Raw genomic sequence first — 14,677 nt, 5'->3', positions numbered from 1 at the left:
GGGTATGGAGTCACCCCACCCGAGGTAGTATGATGCACCAGAATGTAAAAGCGTTACTCGCCACCACCGCGTTATTCTTCAGTTGCCAGGTTATGGCCAATGGCGGTTGTGGTTTCGAAGACAAACAGGAAGGCTTTATCGCCACCTGCAGCGAGGAGAAACAGGAAGTGATCTTAACGGGCGCAGTCGAAGCACAGAAACTGGTGACAGAATTACCCGAATTCAGCAGTGGCTACCAGAGTTATCAGGTAGAGACAGATGCCTTAGCTCCAATAAAAGCCGTCGATAAAGCTACAGAAATTGTAGTCATCATAGGTACCTGGTGCCCGGACTGCCACAGAGAAACACCACGCTTTATCCGTATCATGGAGCAAGTGGCCAACCCTAATATCCAGGTGCGTTATATCGGGGTAGATCGCCAGAAACAGGATCCGGAGGGCCTGGCCGCCCAATATGACTTCCAGCGGATCCCAACCTTTATTGTGCTTCAGGATGGCAAAGAGATTGGCCGTATCGTTGAACGCCCGGAAGTCTCTCTGGAGCAGGATCTGGCCAAGATCCTCAAGTAATCTTTCAAGCCACTAGGCCGGGTAACCTATGGTGCACTCGGGCCGTAGCAGCCAAAAATGAGAAAAGGACCTGGTGAAGGTCCTTTTTACTGTGCCGGTGCTAAAGACTGCCTTTTGGCCAACATCTGCAACACCCCTTCGCGCAAAGCGCCGCCGGATAAATGCAGGCGTTCAATACCCAGCAGTTCAAACAGCGCCAGCAGAATAGCGATACCGGATGCAAAGGTCGGTGCCCGCTCGGGACACAGACCGCTGATCCCATTCAGAGTCAGGCTCTCCTGAGCCAACAACTCCTGCTTCAGTGATTCCAACACCGTCAGGGTCAGAGTTTCCGATTCCTGCCTGTGTTGCAACACTTCAACCACTGACTGCACTGCTCCGGAAGCGCCGACCACCGAATGCCAGCCCAGCGCTTTCAAAATCGATTTGTGTTCAGCCAAGGTCTGATCCACCCTGTCTCGCACATCGTCAAAGTCCAGCGGTTGCAGGGGAGCTGAGGTGAAAAAGCATTGATTGTAGGTGACACAGCCTATGGGCAGGCTGGTTTTAAACAGCACCTTTTCACCGTCACCCACAATAAACTCGGTACTGGCGCCACCTATATCTATCACCAAGCGTCGCCCTTCACCATGAGTGGTCGCCACCATGCCTTGATAGATAAGTTCGGCTTCGCGCATACCACAGATGATCTCTATCGGGTGACCTAATATTTGCAAAGCACGACGATTGAATTCATCGGCATTGCTGATACAGCGAAGGGTTGCGGTAGCAATGACGGCCACATTGGCATCATCGACTTGATGCTCCACGAGCATATTGGCAAACATGGCCAGGCAATCGAGGCCACGTTCGAATGCCGCCAGGTTGAGACTGCCATCGGCCTCGATTCCCTCGGCCAACCTCACCTTACGTTTGTATTTGGCGAGAACCTTGGGCTGGCCGCCGACAGTGCGGGCAACCAGCATATTGAAGCTATTGGAGCCAAGGGTTATGGCTGCGTAGGCGGGTTTCGGCATTCAGGAATGTCTGCGGGTCCTGTCGTGACGAGGCGGACGACCGCCGCTACGATGGGCTCCCTGAGGACGTCCCTGGCCACGATCACGGGTATTACGTGGTCCGGCATGCTTACGATGAATACGAACCGGTGCTGGAATATCATCGAGCAAGGCTTCGGCATCGTAAGAGGTTACCGGAATCGAGTGCTTGATATAGTCTTCGATAGCCGGCAGGTTGAGGGCGTATTCTTCACAGGCAAAGCTGACTGAAACCCCTTTGGCACCAGCACGTCCGGTACGACCGATACGGTGAACATAGTCTTCACAGTCATCAGGCAGGTCGAAGTTATAGACATGGGACACATCAGAAATATGCAGGCCACGGGCCGCTACGTCTGTGGCCACCAAAATATCCAGATCACCCTTGGTGAACAACTCCAGGATCTTAAGACGTTTCTTCTGCGGCACATCACCAGTCAGCAGACCGACTCTGTGACCATCACCTTCGAGCCAGCCCCAGAGGTTCTCACACTGATGCTTGGTGTTGGCAAAGACTATCGCCTTATCCGGCCAATCTTCTTCAATCAGGGTAAGCAGCAGTGGGATCTTGTCCTTCATCGAAGGATAGAACAGCTCTTCCTTGATGTTTTTTGAGGTCTTCTCTTCCGGTGCAATTTCGACTTTGACCGGATCATTCATATGATCATAAGCCAGCTCCTGCACCTTCATCGACAGGGTTGCCGAGAACAGCATGTTGAGCCTGTCTTTGGCATCCGGCATGCGGCGGAACAGGAAGCGAATGTCTTTGATAAAGCCGAGATCGAACATGCGATCCGCTTCATCCAACACTACGGCCTGAATAGCGCTGAGGTTGATAACCCCTTGACGCACGTAATCTATGATGCGTCCTGTAGTACCAATCAGGATATCCACGCCCTTGTCCAGCACTTTGCGCTGGGCATCATAGCCTTCGCCGCCATAGACAATCCCCACCTTGAGTTTGGTGTGTTTGGACAGCAAGGTGGCATCTTTGGCTATCTGAATCGCCAATTCCCGGGTTGGTGCCATGATGATGGCTCTGGGCTGATTAAGTTGGCGTTCTGCGGGGATGTCGGTAGAAAGTAAGTGGTTAAAAGTTGCTACCAGAAAGGCCAGGGTCTTGCCCGTACCTGTCTGCGCCTGACCGGCGATATCTTTGCCCTGCAAAAGTACCGGCAGGGAAAGCGCCTGAATAGGCGTACAATATTCGAAACCGTTTTCTGCAAGTGCCTGAATTACTTCAGGATGGAGTGGCAGTTCGGCAAATTTTTGTTGGGATAAATGTGTTTCGCTCATAGCGCAAGCATACCAGTTAGGGTTGCAATAAGATACTCGATCGTTTGAAATAGCGACAAGAAAAAAACGGTGACTTGAATTGCCGTTAATCCAACCCAATATACAGGTTAAGCCATTAACAGACCAGCAATGGCAACCCAACTGGAGAACATCATGAGCGATAAAATTGTGTACCTGAGCGACGACAGCTTTGAAAATGACGTCCTGAAATCAGAACTGCCTGTATTGGTAGACTTCTGGGCCGAGTGGTGTGGCCCATGCAAGATGATCGCTCCAATCCTGGACGATGTTGCCGAAGAGTACGCCGGCAAACTAACCATCGCCAAATTGAACATAGATCAGAACAACGCTTCACCTGTTAAATACGGTGTTCGCAGTATCCCTACTCTGCTGTTGTTCAAAAACGGTGAACTGGTTGCCAATCAGGTTGGCGCCCTGTCCAAGACTCAGTTGAAAGAGTTCATCGACGCCCAGATTTGATCACTCAAATCAAATAAGTGACACCCGGCACGCCCCGAAATAAAAATGTGCCGGGTTCAGTTAAACTTCTGGACGCCCTGTCCTGATAGTGCTACTTTAATAACCAGATTCTTTCTACTAACCCACTTCTCGCTGTTCAATCAACATCCATCAAGTCCAATTTGAGAGATTGAGCGCGTAAGCTTTGTCGCGTGAAACAAGACCCACCAAAAATGAATTTAACTGAATTAAAAAACAAGTCTATTGCAGACTTAGTCGCACTGGCCGAAGAAATGAAGCTGGAGAATATGGCTCGTGCCCGCAAGCAGGATATCATCTTCTCTATATTGAAAGCCCACGCCAAGAGTGGTGAAGACATCTTCGGTGGAGGCGTTCTGGAGATACTTCAGGATGGTTTTGGTTTCCTGCGCAGTGCCGATGGTTCGTATCTGGCCGGTCCCGATGACATTTATGTCTCTCCAAGCCAGATCCGTCGTTTCAACATGCGAACGGGTGACACTATTTTTGGCAAGATACGTCCCCCCAAAGAAGGTGAACGCTATTTTGCTCTGCTGAAAGTCAACGAAGTTAACTTCGACAAGCCTGAAAACTCCCGCAACAAGATCCTGTTTGAAAACCTTACCCCACTGCATGCAGAAGAACGTCTGCGTATGGAACGCGGTAACGGTTCCACCGAAGATATCACCGCCCGAATTCTGGACCTCTGCTCACCCGTGGGTAAGGGCCAACGTGGTCTGATTGTTGCGCCACCAAAAGCCGGTAAGACTCTGCTGCTACAGAATATTGCCCAGTCCATCACCTACAACAACCCTGAAGTGGTGTTGATGGTGCTGCTGATCGACGAACGTCCTGAAGAAGTGACTGAAATGCAGCGTCTGGTTCAGGGCGAAGTGATCGCTTCCACCTTCGATGAGCCTGCAAGCCGTCACGTACAAGTTGCAGAGATGGTTATCGAAAAGGCCAAGCGCCTGGTTGAGCACAAGAAAGACGTAGTGATTCTGCTGGACTCTATCACCCGTCTGGCACGGGCTTACAACACAGTTGTGCCTTCATCAGGCAAGGTACTGACTGGTGGTGTAGATGCCAACGCACTGCACAGACCCAAGCGTTTCTTCGGTGCAGCCCGTAATATCGAAAATGGCGGCAGCCTGACCATTATCGCCACTGCGCTTATCGATACCGGCTCCAAGATGGACGAAGTAATTTACGAAGAGTTCAAGGGTACAGGTAACCAGGAACTGCATCTGTCACGCAAGGCCGCCGAGAAGCGGGTGTTCCCTGCCATTGACTTCAACCGCAGTGGTACCCGCCGTGAAGAGAAACTGACTACACCGGATGAGCTGCAGAAGATGTGGATCCTGCGTAAGATCCTCAATCCTATGGATGAAGTCAGCGCGATGGAATTCTTGATCGATAAGCTGGCAATGACCAAGACCAATGAAGAGTTCTTCACTGCGATGAAACGCACTAAGTCTTGATAGTCTGACTCAGTAACTTAACACCATAAAAAAGCCGCTCTTAGAGCGGCTTTTTTGATCCCGTCAGTTGTATTATCAAACGTTAGGATTTTTCTCTTCCGTCAGCCCGATTGAGGCCATCCAGGATTCAAAGTCCACCATATTCCCCGGCAAGACTATCTTGCTGCCAGGCTTACTCAGACCACTGAGCTGCGCCAGATACTGCTCACCCAGTTGCATCCGCAGTGCGTTTTTGCCACCGGGCGCAGCGATCACTTCGGCCAACTTCTCTATCGAACCTGCTGTAGCGCGGGCAATCGCCAGTATCTCCTCGGCCTTACCTTCGGCCTCGTTGATTCGGCGCTGCATCTCACCCTCGGAATGGTTGATCATCTCCTGCTTCAAACCCTCGGAACGATTGATCTTACTCTGCTTATCACCTTCACTCTTGGCCAGCAATGCCCGGCGTTCACGCTCGGCATTGACCTGCATCTCCATGGCGTTTTTCACGGTTTCCGGTGGCGTAATATTCTTGATCTCATATCTATGCACCCGAATACCCCAGGAGGCGCCAGCCTGATCCAGTACCTCTACCACCTTGGCACTAATCAAGTCGCGCTCTTCAAAGGTGCGGTCCAGCTCCAGAGTGCCTATCACAGAGCGGGTGGTTGTCTGCGCCAGTTGAATAGCCGCATAGCGATAATCGGTTACCCCGTAGCTGGCCTTGACCGGATCCACCACAGAAATATAGATAACCCCATCGACCTCGACATTCACCTCGTCACTGGAGAAGCACTCCTGAGGTGGCACATCTATGGTTTCTTCTTTAAGGTCATGGATATAGGCGACCTTATCGATAAAAGGCAACAAAGCGTGGAAGCCGGCATCCAGAGTCATATGGTATTTACCCAAACGCTCCACGATATAGGCAGATTTGGTTGGCACCAAGCGAATCGACTGAAACAGCTTGACGATAAAGATCAGGAAGATAAGCCCCCAGATCCCCAGTACTATCATGTCGGTATCTATCTGTCCCAGATTCATTTGCGCGCTCCTTTGCTACCGGCAGCAGTATTGCTGACTTGCTGAATACCCTCGAAAAAACCTTCCATCTTTGCCAGTTCGGTAGGAACCACGGAAATATCTGCCTTCTGCAATATCTCACCGACCTGTTCGATAAACTGTTCTTTCAGCTGCATGTTCATCGCCTCATTACCGCCGTTGACCGCCAGCGCCTTGGCAACCATGGCCATACTCTCGGCCTGGGCGTTGGCAACAATCGCAATCTCCTGCGCCGTACCCTGAGCCTCATTGATGCGCTTCTGTTTCTGGCCCTCTGAGATGTTAATCGCTTCCTGACGCTCACCCTGAGACAGGTTGATCATCGCCTCTTTCTCGGCGCTGGCCAGGGTGATTTCGGCGCGCTTGCGGCGCTCGGCTTCCATCTGCTTCTCCAGGGTGTGGATCACATGCCTGGATGGGCTGATATTTTTGATCTCATATCTGAGCATCTTGATCCCCCAGGGATCGGACGCCTTGTCGATTTCGCGGACAATCGCCTCGTTGAGCGCATCACGCTCGGAAAAGGTCTGGCTCAGAGTCAGTTTACCTATCTCGGAACGCATTGTGGTTTGTGCCAGGTTTACCGCCGCCAGACGATAATCTTCAATACCATAGCTGGCCAGCTTGCCGTCCATCACCTTGAGATAAACCAGGCCGTCGACTTCCAGCTGGATATTGTCCTTGGAAATACAGCTCTGCGGCGGTACATCAAGCACCTGCTCACGGGTATCGTGTCGATAAGCGACTCGATCGAAGAAGGGAATTAAAAAGTGAAAGCCCGGCTGCAGTACAGTACGGAATTTCCCCAGACGCTCAATGACATGCACCTCACGCATGGGCACAATCAACATCAGCTTATAGAGAATGAACAGAACAAAAAGTATAAAAATGGTAAATGCAAACATAGAGTCCTTCCTGCTTGATTGATTATTCAGAGTCGTCGAGTGGTTCCACTACCAGAGCAATATTATCGCGGCAGATAACCTTCACTCTGGTGCCGACCGGGATCTCCGAGCCGTCTCCCAGTGCGGGCCAATCCGCCCCCTGAAATTCGATGCGACCGGTTTTTTCACCCGGCCCAATGGTTTCCTTGACCCGGGCCGGCAGATTAAACAAATCCAGCTCCTCGTCGGTATTGCCAACGTGAGAGTCGCCTCCCACCAAACGTTGAGTCAGTTGCCTGAAGCTCAACAGCAAGACGATTGAGGAGATAAACCACAGGGTCAGGCTTTGTGCCCAGCCCTCGACTAAACCCACCCAGATAGCCCCGGCTACCAATAAACAGGCTGCACCGAGAAATACCACTATCCCGCCAGGCAGTATCAGTTCAGCCAGCATCAGCACTATACCGATTAAGGCCCAATAAAGCATGGGATCCGAAGACGCCATATATCCCTCCCCCCAGAAATCAAGTGTCCATCTTGGCACTATATCAGCAGTTGCATCCCTTGGCGACATAATATGTCAACTTGAATCAATTGATACCTTCAGGATTCGCTGACCAAATGACTTTCAGCTCACAAAATTCAACTTTTCTTTACATCTTTGTGAGTCAAAGCTGTTGGAAATTATTTGATTTACCTTTCCAATCAATTGAATTAAATCAAAAAATGTCATTATTCAACGACCGTTTCAACAGGTTAAAAAAGCTTTGAGTCCGACGCCGTTTTTCCCTATATTGCCATGGCTTTTTGACCGGCAATCGAATCACAGAATTCAGCCTTGGTAAAACGTTTTGCCAACAGATAGCCGCCGGCACAACAGCAAACTGCTTCTGACTCTACCAAAGGGATACTCTAAGATGAAAAAAATCTGCCTGTGCGCAGCTCTGTTGTTCTCACCTCAAGCATTCAGCGAACCTCTGGTGCAATGGTGGGATGTCAATATCACTGCGCTCTATGGCCAGGACTACGACCTGGCACCATCGGATAAGCAAACCACTTTTACCCTGGAAACCGCCGGCGGTTGGAAATATGGCGATTGGTTTGTGTTTCAGGACTTTATCAATTTCAACGGCCACAATGGCGGTAAGGACAGCACCACCTATGGTGAGATCTCTACCCGCTTCAGCGCCGGTAAAATTCTCGGCAAACCTGTGGGTTTTGGCCCAGTGACAGATCTGTCACTGGCGCTGACATTCGAAGAGGGCGAAGGCCCGGTGGAAACACTGCTCTACGGTATAGGTATGGACCTCAAGCTGCCCTACTTCACCTATTTCCAGCTGAACACCTATCGCCGTGACGCCCAAAACAGTGCCAATATCAGCGATGGCTGGCAGTTGACTCCTGTGTTCCGCATGGACATTCCCGTGGGCAACAGCAAGATTGTCTTCGATGGCTTTATCGACTGGGTATTTGCCGCCGATGAAGACGGCTATAAAGAAAATATCCATATCAACCCCCAGATCAAATACGACCTGGGCGCAGTGCTTTTTGGCGAAGCCAAGAAGGATAAGTTTCTGGTAGGTATCGAGTATGATTACTGGCAGAACAAGTATGGTGTGGACGGTGTCGACCAGAACACCTATTCGGTGATAGCTCAATATCATTTCTGAGCCGGGTCATGGTTCATTAAAAAGGCGCTCGGTGAGCGCCTTTTCCATTTTTACCTAATCAGGCCAGCAGTTTTCTGGCGGCGTTGACCACAATGGAAACCGCACTGACTTCAGTTTGTTTCATTGTTGCCTCATTGGGGATCTCTTGCTGGGTACGGTTGACAATCACACCGGCGACACAAGCGGCGCGCCAGCCTTGAGAGGCACACATGGTGAACAGAGTCGCAGACTCCATTTCATAATTGAGTACGCCCATTTCCTGCCACTCTTTCATTGAACCGGCAAAACGGCGGGTTACCCGGCCACTAACGGTATCATAGCGTTCCTGACCCGGGTAGAAGGTATCAGATGAGGCAGTAACCCCAATGTGTGGTTCAATACCGGCATCACGACAGGCGGCAACCATGGCAGTGGTACATTCGAAGTTAGCCACCGCAGGGAACTCCATTGGCGCAAAGTGCAAACTGGCACCATCGAGACGTACAGAAGCCTGAGTCACAATCACATCACCCACATTCACGTGAGGCTGAATTGCACCTGTGGTACCGACACGCAGGAAAGTATTAACCCCCAGTTGCGCCAATTCCTCCACCGCGATGGAAGTCGAAGGACCACCGATACCGGTAGAGCAAATCACTACCGGCTTACCATCAAGATAAGCCAGATAGCTGGTGTACTCACGATGGCTGGCCAGGAAAGTCGGCTTGTCCATCAGTTCAGCGATACGTTTAACTCGTTCAGGATCGCCAGGCACGATAGCCAGTGTGGCGCCATCCAACATCTGCTTGGTCAAACCCAAGTGAAATACATCAGCCATAGTGAAAACCCCTTTCAATTTTGATTATAAAATTCGTCTTACCGAGACTCTATCCCAGTATGGAAGCGGATAAGATTAACTTGATCACAGATTTTACGGCAATAATTAAATAATCAGCCGTAACAGAGTTACCAAGTTTGCTACGATTGTCTGACTGGTTTTACAACAGATTGTTCGAAAGCATAGCAGTAAAAGGCCTCACTCACCTCCACCAAACGGTTAATCTTTCCATTGATCAAGGTCACATATTCGTCATCCCAAACAGGTTAGGGTTAACAATAATCCCCCAGCCAACAGGAGTGCGCCAATGTTTCCGGAATACCGCGATCTGATCACCAATCTCAAGAGCAGCGATAGCCATTTTCAGAAGCTTTTTGATGAACACAATCTGCTGGATAAAGAGATAAAGAATAAGGAGCAGCAGCTTTCCAGTGAATATACCCAAGAAGTCAAAGAGATGAAAAAGCGCAAACTGGAGCTGAAAGAACAGCTGTACGACATTCTCAAAGCTAACGGTTAATCCAAAACAGACAGGGCGCCACTTGGCGCCCTGTTGAAATTAATCTCAGCAAAAACCTCACTCTTCGCCGAGATTACAAATAGTAGTCTTGCAAGGGTGGGAAACCATTGAAGCACACCGCCGAATATGTGGTGGTATAAGCGCCTGTGGTCAACCAATAGAGCCTGTCACCTATAGCCAGATCCTCTGGCAAACCGTAACTGTACTGTTCATACATGATATCGGCGCTATCACAGGTAGGCCCGGCAATAACGCAAGGTTGCAGCTCCCCTTGAGCCTCAGTGTAAATCGGAAACTTAATCGCTTCGTCCATAGTCTCAATCAGCCCGGAAAACTTACCGACATCGGTAAATACCCAGCGCTCCAGTGCCGTGTTGGACTTGCGGCTGATCAATACCACCTCAGAGACCAGCACACCGGCATTGGCAATCAAGGAGCGCCCAGGTTCCAGCACTATCTTGGGCAACTGCTCACCAAAATCCTCTTTGAGGAAGTGAATGATCTGCTCGGCGTAAGTGGTGAGACTATTGGTCTTGTCGATATAGTTGGCCGGAAAGCCGCCGCCCATATTGATCATCTCCAGCACTATGCCATGTTCCTCTTTGAGCCTGTCAAAGATCACCTTAACCTTACCGATTGCCGCATCCCAAGCCCCTATGTCCCGCTGCTGTGAACCCACGTGGAACGACAAGCCGTAGGGCTTTAACCCCAACTCCTTTGCCAGCACCAAAAGCTCATAGGCCATCTCATTCTGGCAGCCAAACTTACGCGACAACGGCCAATCGGCGGTTTCTGTACCTTCGGTAAGGATCCGCACATAGACCTTGGCCCCAGGGGCTTCTTCGGCAATCATCCGCAGATCGGCCTCTGAGTCGGAGGCAAACATAGTCACGCCACGCTGGTAGAAGGCTCTGACATCCTTGCGTTTTTTAATGGTATTGCCATAGCTTATCCGCTCAGGGGAAACACCCAACTCCATCACCATATCCAGCTCATAGATGGAAGCTATGTCAAAATTGGCCCCTTTATCTCGCAGCAAGCTGAGGATCTCAGGTGCCGGGTTGGCCTTCACTGCATAATAAACGCTGGCAAAGGGAAAGCTCTGCACCATATCATCATACTGTTTCGCGATGATCTTGGTATCTATCACCACAAAAGGTGTCACCTTATCACTGGCAAAAGCTTTGATACGCTCAAAGGTTTCATTGTCATAGTAATCAGCAACATCAATAGATTGAAATTGGCTCATTGGCCCTGTGTCTCCTCGACATTCAAGTGCGGCGAACAGCCTCGCCGAAGCGGGTTAAAATCCAGCGCAGTAAACGCTATTTCCGCCGCTCACGCAATGAATTTTTATACATTAAAATCAATTTTTTATTCCACAAATCCAAGTCGCAGCGACTACAAAATAAAAGCATTAAGAATCATGCAATTACTACTTTCACCCTCAAATACAAACCATGATTGCTGCTCGCTTGAAGGCGCTTCAAAGCAAACGGCTACTGGAACTACCTAAAGCATAGCGGCAAGCAAGAGAGCACGGGATATTCGATTTAATGGAAGAGTATGGCGAGTATTTTGCGATTATTTTCAATCGAGCATCCGGGTAAGCTGAATGCAGATATGTCAGGAACTGCATACTGCATCCTACCGCTGATTTGGAGACTCTATGTCCGCGACACAGATAATGCCGGCGCTGTTTCTGGGCCATGGCAGCCCGATGAACGCCTTGCAAAACAACACCACCACAAAGCAGTGGCAAGAGCTGGGACAAACACTCCCCAGGCCCAGAGCGATATTGTTAATTTCGGCCCATTGGCTGACACGGGGCACCGCAATTTCCACTGCAAGTCGGCCGCAAACCATACATGATTTCGGCGGTTTTCCCGCCGAGCTCTTTGCCATGCAGTACCCGGCCGCCGGCGCGCCGGAGTTGGCGGAGCAAATTGCTGCCAGTCTGAGCATTCCTGTCACTCGTATCGACTCGCAAGGGTTGGATCATGGCAGTTGGTCGGCCTTGGTTCACCTTTATCCCGAGGCCGATATTCCGGTATTTCAATTGAGTCTGGATCAAAACCTCAGAGCGCAGCAGCAGTTCCAGGTTGGACGCGAGTTAAGGCGCTGGCGCGAGCAAGGCGTACTGATCATAGGTTCAGGCAATGTGGTCCACAATCTGCGCGCCTTGGCACCAGGCAGCCCACCATTGCCTTGGGCATCCCGGTTTAACCAGGCGGTTACCGAGGGTTTAATAGCTGAAGAAGATCAGGCGCTGCTGGACTACAAAACTTTGGTCGATACCGGCACGGCCGAGCTGTGTCATCCAACAGATGAGCATCTGCAGCCACTGTTTTATTTGTTGGGAAGCGCCTTCCCGGGAGAGCGCAGGCTGCTGTTCAACAACAGCCTGGAGATGGGGGCTATCAGTATGTTGAGTCTGCAGCTCGGCTGAAGCTCGAGCTGCGAAGGGCTCAGTCTTGCAGCCCGGCGTCTTTGAGAGCCTGCTTCAGGGCTTCGGCATCATCAAAGTATTGCAGTTTGGTGATGGTCAACTGGTCCAGAGAGATCAGGCTGGCGGCATCCTTGGCGGCGGGCAGTAATTTGCTGATCTCACCCTCTTTGTCCAGGGCAATACTGAAACTCAGATCCCGCATCTGTGGGATGGCAACAAATTTGGCAATCAAGGATGGCATACCGCTGATATCGGCCAGATAAAAGATACCCGCCTGCTGCAACGCCTGATTATCGCGGCCTTCGAGTGCGGTTTTGATGATCTCACCACCTTTCATGCTGCGGCCAAACAATAGATACTTGGCTGAAGTGTCCAACACCATGGCGGCTTCATGTTGATCCTGCAGTGAAATCGGTTTCAGCGTGTCACCCACGGCATATTCGGAAGCCTGGATCATAGGGCTGGCCAGCATGGTCAGACACAGAGAGAGCAGTATTGCAAAAGACCTCATATAGTTCCCTTTTAATTTGCCACAACAAAGAGGCAGAATACCCTGTTATTGAATACAAGTGAGTGACATGACTCAGGAATATTGTTTCCATATCTTGCGGCATTTCAGGAAAGGAGCCAAGCAATGAAGAATACCGGGTTGGAGCTGGAGTTGGCACAGCTGCAAAATGTCTATGATCTTATAACCGAGTTTTTGGTGAAATACAGCTTCCAACTCTTGGGTGCACTGATCATCTTTCTGCTGGGACTGTGGCTGGCCGCCAAGGTAGCCAACACAGTCAGCCGCCAGTTGGAAAAACACAATGTCGACGTCACTCTGGCCACTTTTGTCACTCATTTGGTGCGGATACTGATCATCATAATGATTGCCATCATCGCCTTGGGCAAACTGGGGATCAGCGTCACCCCCATGGTGGCAGCCATAGGTGCCGCGTCACTGGGCGCCGGTTTGGCAATTCAGGGCATGCTGTCCAACTATGCCGCCGGGGTGACCATTATTGTCACCCGTCCCTTTATCGTGGGCAATACCATCACGGTCAAAGGCGTCACAGGCTTGGTCAAGGATATTCGCCTGGGGCTGACCATACTCACCAACGAGGAGGGCGAGCAGATCAGTATTCCCAACAAACACATTATCGGCGAGATACTGCACAACTCCTTTGCCAACAAATTGGTAGAAACCCACTTCAACATCGACTATAAAGCCGATCCCCAGCAGGCGATAGCCATAGCTCAGGCTGTGCTCGGCAGCCATCCCAGTGTCGATGCCAACTCCCCATCACAGGTGGGTATCAATGGTTTCAACAGCACAGGCATAGATATCGGCGTACGCTATTGGGTTCCCACTGCCAGCTATTTCCAGGACAAATACCAAATAAATCTGCAAATTTGGCAAGGTCTGCAACAAGCAGGGATCCAGATCCCCTGTCCGGCACGGGACATAAGGATCACTGAGCGGCAAGAGGACTGATCACAAGCCTCTTTGCCACTCGGCTCGCAGGGCGAAGCGTCCTGCGAGCGCCTCCTCAACCGTCGCCAACAACCTGGCCTTGTCCCGCCCAAGTATGCCTTTCAACACCAAATAATTGGAAGCATGATCCGAGCGGAAAATGGTCTGCTCTAACTCCAACTCCTGCAGCAAATAACGCATCTCCTGCAACAGTTGTCTTTGGTCCGGCATTTGAAAGTCGCCATCAAACGCACTATCCATTCTTTCCTTGCCAAGTGGCAGAGTCACCACCAGGGTGCTGAGATAATCCGGCTGCGCCGCATTCATCAGTCGCGCCGAATTAAGTGCGTGTTGCTTCGATAAATCCACGCCACCCAGACCATTGAGTATCATCACAGATGACTTTATTCCGGCGGCACGAATTTTCTCCAGCGCCGCCAGCGAGGAGGCGTAACTCTCACCCTTGCCGATACGGGTCAGCACCTGATCATCACCACTCTCGCAACCGACGTACAGCAAGGACAACTTGAGTTGCCGCAACCGCAGTAGCTGCTCCACACTCTTGTTGTCTAGGTTGCGCGGCAAACAATAGCTACTGATGCGACTGACATTGGGCAAGTAGTGATGAATAAGCTCACAAATCTGTTCCAGCCTGGCAAACGGCAACGTCATGGCATCACCATCGGCCAGAAACACCCGGTTCACCTCGGCGCCTGAAGCCGCTACCCGGCGCAGGTCTGCTTCCATCTTTTCCAACTTGAACGCCCTGAAACGCTTATGCTCCTGGGTATACATGTCGCAAAAGGCGCAGCGATTCCAGCTGCAACCATTGGTCACCTGCAGTATGAGAGATTTCCACTCCGATGGCGGCCGAAACACAGGTTCAATATATGACAACATGCTGCTCCTTGTTTATGACTCAATCGATTTTGCCCCTGTTACCGGAGGCGGCAGGCTTAAGCCTTGAGGCTAACCCCGAA

At 50.8% G+C, this 14,677-nt stretch carries 16 protein-coding genes; 7 read left to right on the top strand and 9 right to left on the bottom strand.

Translation table 11 applies throughout. From position 1 onward, the window contains the following. Positions 1-32 precede the first annotated feature (32 nt). Positions 33-569 carry a thioredoxin family protein gene (locus tag HCX89_RS19945; protein WP_025888240.1) on the top strand — a complete coding sequence of 179 codons (537 nt, stop codon included), beginning with the start codon at positions 33-35 and terminating at the stop codon, positions 567-569. 86 nt (positions 570-655) lie between these two features. Here the strand turns inward: HCX89_RS19945 and HCX89_RS19940 are convergent, their stop codons facing one another. Together HCX89_RS19940 and rhlB are read right to left on the bottom strand one after the other, a co-directional pair. Continuing rightward, positions 656-1,585 carry an exopolyphosphatase gene (locus HCX89_RS19940; RefSeq protein WP_167717159.1) on the bottom strand — a complete coding sequence of 310 codons (930 nt, stop codon included), beginning with the start codon at positions 1,583-1,585 and terminating at the stop codon, positions 656-658. Next, entirely contained in the window at positions 1,586-2,899 is a 1,314-nt protein-coding gene (gene rhlB, locus HCX89_RS19935; RefSeq protein WP_025011564.1) for an ATP-dependent RNA helicase RhlB, read from the bottom strand. A 153-nt stretch (positions 2,900-3,052) separates the two neighbouring features. On the opposite strand from rhlB, the gene trxA reads away from it, so the two are divergent. Next, entirely contained in the window at positions 3,053-3,379 is a 327-nt protein-coding gene (trxA, locus tag HCX89_RS19930) for a thioredoxin TrxA (protein WP_025011563.1), read from the top strand. Between the two features lie 212 nt (positions 3,380-3,591). Beyond that, complete coding sequence (gene rho, locus HCX89_RS19925; protein ID WP_025011562.1) at positions 3,592-4,857, top strand: transcription termination factor Rho; 1,266 nt, start codon at positions 3,592-3,594, stop codon at positions 4,855-4,857. A 75-nt stretch (positions 4,858-4,932) separates the two neighbouring features. On the opposite strand, the gene HCX89_RS19920 is transcribed toward rho, so the two are convergent. Genes HCX89_RS19920 through HCX89_RS19910 form a run of 3 tightly spaced genes read right to left on the bottom strand, consistent with a single transcriptional unit; the run spans position 4,933 to position 7,287 of the window. Further along, positions 4,933-5,880, bottom strand: coding sequence for an SPFH domain-containing protein (locus HCX89_RS19920; RefSeq protein WP_096141142.1), 948 nt, complete (start codon positions 5,878-5,880; stop codon positions 4,933-4,935). Then, positions 5,877-6,803 carry an SPFH domain-containing protein gene (locus tag HCX89_RS19915; protein ID WP_025011560.1) on the bottom strand — a complete coding sequence of 309 codons (927 nt, stop codon included), beginning with the start codon at positions 6,801-6,803 and terminating at the stop codon, positions 5,877-5,879. Before HCX89_RS19915 ends, HCX89_RS19920 begins: the two co-directional genes overlap by 4 nt. Positions 6,804-6,825: 22 nt before the next feature. Then, entirely contained in the window at positions 6,826-7,287 is a 462-nt protein-coding gene (locus HCX89_RS19910) for an NfeD family protein (protein ID WP_025888236.1), read from the bottom strand. Between the two features lie 412 nt (positions 7,288-7,699). Between HCX89_RS19910 and HCX89_RS19905 the strand changes: the two genes are divergently transcribed. Continuing rightward, complete coding sequence (locus tag HCX89_RS19905) at positions 7,700-8,452, top strand: outer membrane protein OmpK (RefSeq protein WP_028781368.1); 753 nt, start codon at positions 7,700-7,702, stop codon at positions 8,450-8,452. A gap of 58 nt (positions 8,453-8,510) precedes the next feature. Here the strand turns inward: HCX89_RS19905 and udp are convergent, their stop codons facing one another. Next, entirely contained in the window at positions 8,511-9,269 is a 759-nt protein-coding gene (udp, locus tag HCX89_RS19900) for a uridine phosphorylase (protein ID WP_025011557.1), read from the bottom strand. A 307-nt stretch (positions 9,270-9,576) separates the two neighbouring features. Between udp and HCX89_RS19895 the strand changes: the two genes are divergently transcribed. Then, positions 9,577-9,789, top strand: coding sequence for a YdcH family protein (locus tag HCX89_RS19895; protein ID WP_025011556.1), 213 nt, complete (start codon positions 9,577-9,579; stop codon positions 9,787-9,789). 73 nt (positions 9,790-9,862) lie between these two features. Here the strand turns inward: HCX89_RS19895 and HCX89_RS19890 are convergent, their stop codons facing one another. Beyond that, on the bottom strand, positions 9,863-11,038 hold the full coding sequence (locus HCX89_RS19890; protein ID WP_071238643.1) for a type III PLP-dependent enzyme: 1,176 nt from the start codon (positions 11,036-11,038) through the stop codon (positions 9,863-9,865). A 420-nt stretch (positions 11,039-11,458) separates the two neighbouring features. Here HCX89_RS19890 and ygiD point away from each other — a divergent pair, with 420 nt between their 5' ends. Then, a complete protein-coding gene (gene ygiD, locus HCX89_RS19885; RefSeq protein ID WP_109247131.1) occupies positions 11,459-12,238 on the top strand; it encodes a 4,5-DOPA dioxygenase extradiol in 780 nt (259 codons plus the stop codon). Positions 12,239-12,257: 19 nt separating this feature from the next. Here ygiD and HCX89_RS19880 read toward each other — a convergent pair whose 3' ends face one another. Next, positions 12,258-12,749, bottom strand: a complete 492-nt coding sequence (locus HCX89_RS19880; RefSeq protein WP_037437423.1) for a hypothetical protein — start codon at positions 12,747-12,749, stop codon at positions 12,258-12,260. A gap of 123 nt (positions 12,750-12,872) precedes the next feature. Here HCX89_RS19880 and HCX89_RS19875 point away from each other — a divergent pair, with 123 nt between their 5' ends. Beyond that, positions 12,873-13,718: a mechanosensitive ion channel family protein gene (locus HCX89_RS19875; protein WP_025011552.1), complete on the top strand. Its 846-nt coding sequence runs from the start codon at positions 12,873-12,875 to the stop codon at positions 13,716-13,718. Here HCX89_RS19875 and HCX89_RS19870 read toward each other — a convergent pair whose 3' ends face one another. Then, on the bottom strand, positions 13,719-14,597 hold the full coding sequence (locus HCX89_RS19870; protein WP_167717157.1) for a radical SAM protein: 879 nt from the start codon (positions 14,595-14,597) through the stop codon (positions 13,719-13,721). Positions 14,598-14,677 lie beyond the last annotated feature (80 nt).

The sequence above is a fragment of the Shewanella sp. Iso12 genome (genome assembly GCF_012030025.1).
Taxonomy (GTDB): Bacteria; Pseudomonadota; Gammaproteobacteria; order Enterobacterales; family Shewanellaceae; genus Shewanella; species Shewanella algae.
Note: the sequence above shows the minus strand (reverse complement) of the source record. Positions and strands in the feature narration are given on the sequence as shown.

Coding starts and splice junctions, on each gene's coding strand:
- HCX89_RS19870 (WP_167717157.1), bottom strand. CDS start 14,597: ATGTTGTCATATATTGAACCTGTGTTTCGGCCGCCATCGGAGTGGAAA.
- HCX89_RS19940 (WP_167717159.1), bottom strand. CDS start 1,585: ATGCCGAAACCCGCCTACGCAGCCATAACCCTTGGCTCCAATAGCTTC.
- udp (WP_025011557.1), bottom strand. CDS start 9,269: ATGGCTGATGTATTTCACTTGGGTTTGACCAAGCAGATGTTGGATGGC.
- HCX89_RS19920 (WP_096141142.1), bottom strand. CDS start 5,880: ATGAATCTGGGACAGATAGATACCGACATGATAGTACTGGGGATCTGG.
- HCX89_RS19895 (WP_025011556.1), top strand. CDS start 9,577: ATGTTTCCGGAATACCGCGATCTGATCACCAATCTCAAGAGCAGCGAT.
- rhlB (WP_025011564.1), bottom strand. CDS start 2,899: ATGAGCGAAACACATTTATCCCAACAAAAATTTGCCGAACTGCCACTC.
- HCX89_RS19915 (WP_025011560.1), bottom strand. CDS start 6,803: ATGTTTGCATTTACCATTTTTATACTTTTTGTTCTGTTCATTCTCTAT.
- HCX89_RS19945 (WP_025888240.1), top strand. CDS start 33: ATGCACCAGAATGTAAAAGCGTTACTCGCCACCACCGCGTTATTCTTC.
- HCX89_RS19875 (WP_025011552.1), top strand. CDS start 12,873: ATGAAGAATACCGGGTTGGAGCTGGAGTTGGCACAGCTGCAAAATGTC.
- rho (WP_025011562.1), top strand. CDS start 3,592: ATGAATTTAACTGAATTAAAAAACAAGTCTATTGCAGACTTAGTCGCA.
- ygiD (WP_109247131.1), top strand. CDS start 11,459: ATGTCCGCGACACAGATAATGCCGGCGCTGTTTCTGGGCCATGGCAGC.
- HCX89_RS19910 (WP_025888236.1), bottom strand. CDS start 7,287: ATGGCGTCTTCGGATCCCATGCTTTATTGGGCCTTAATCGGTATAGTG.
- HCX89_RS19905 (WP_028781368.1), top strand. CDS start 7,700: ATGAAAAAAATCTGCCTGTGCGCAGCTCTGTTGTTCTCACCTCAAGCA.
- trxA (WP_025011563.1), top strand. CDS start 3,053: ATGAGCGATAAAATTGTGTACCTGAGCGACGACAGCTTTGAAAATGAC.
- HCX89_RS19890 (WP_071238643.1), bottom strand. CDS start 11,038: ATGAGCCAATTTCAATCTATTGATGTTGCTGATTACTATGACAATGAA.
- HCX89_RS19880 (WP_037437423.1), bottom strand. CDS start 12,749: ATGAGGTCTTTTGCAATACTGCTCTCTCTGTGTCTGACCATGCTGGCC.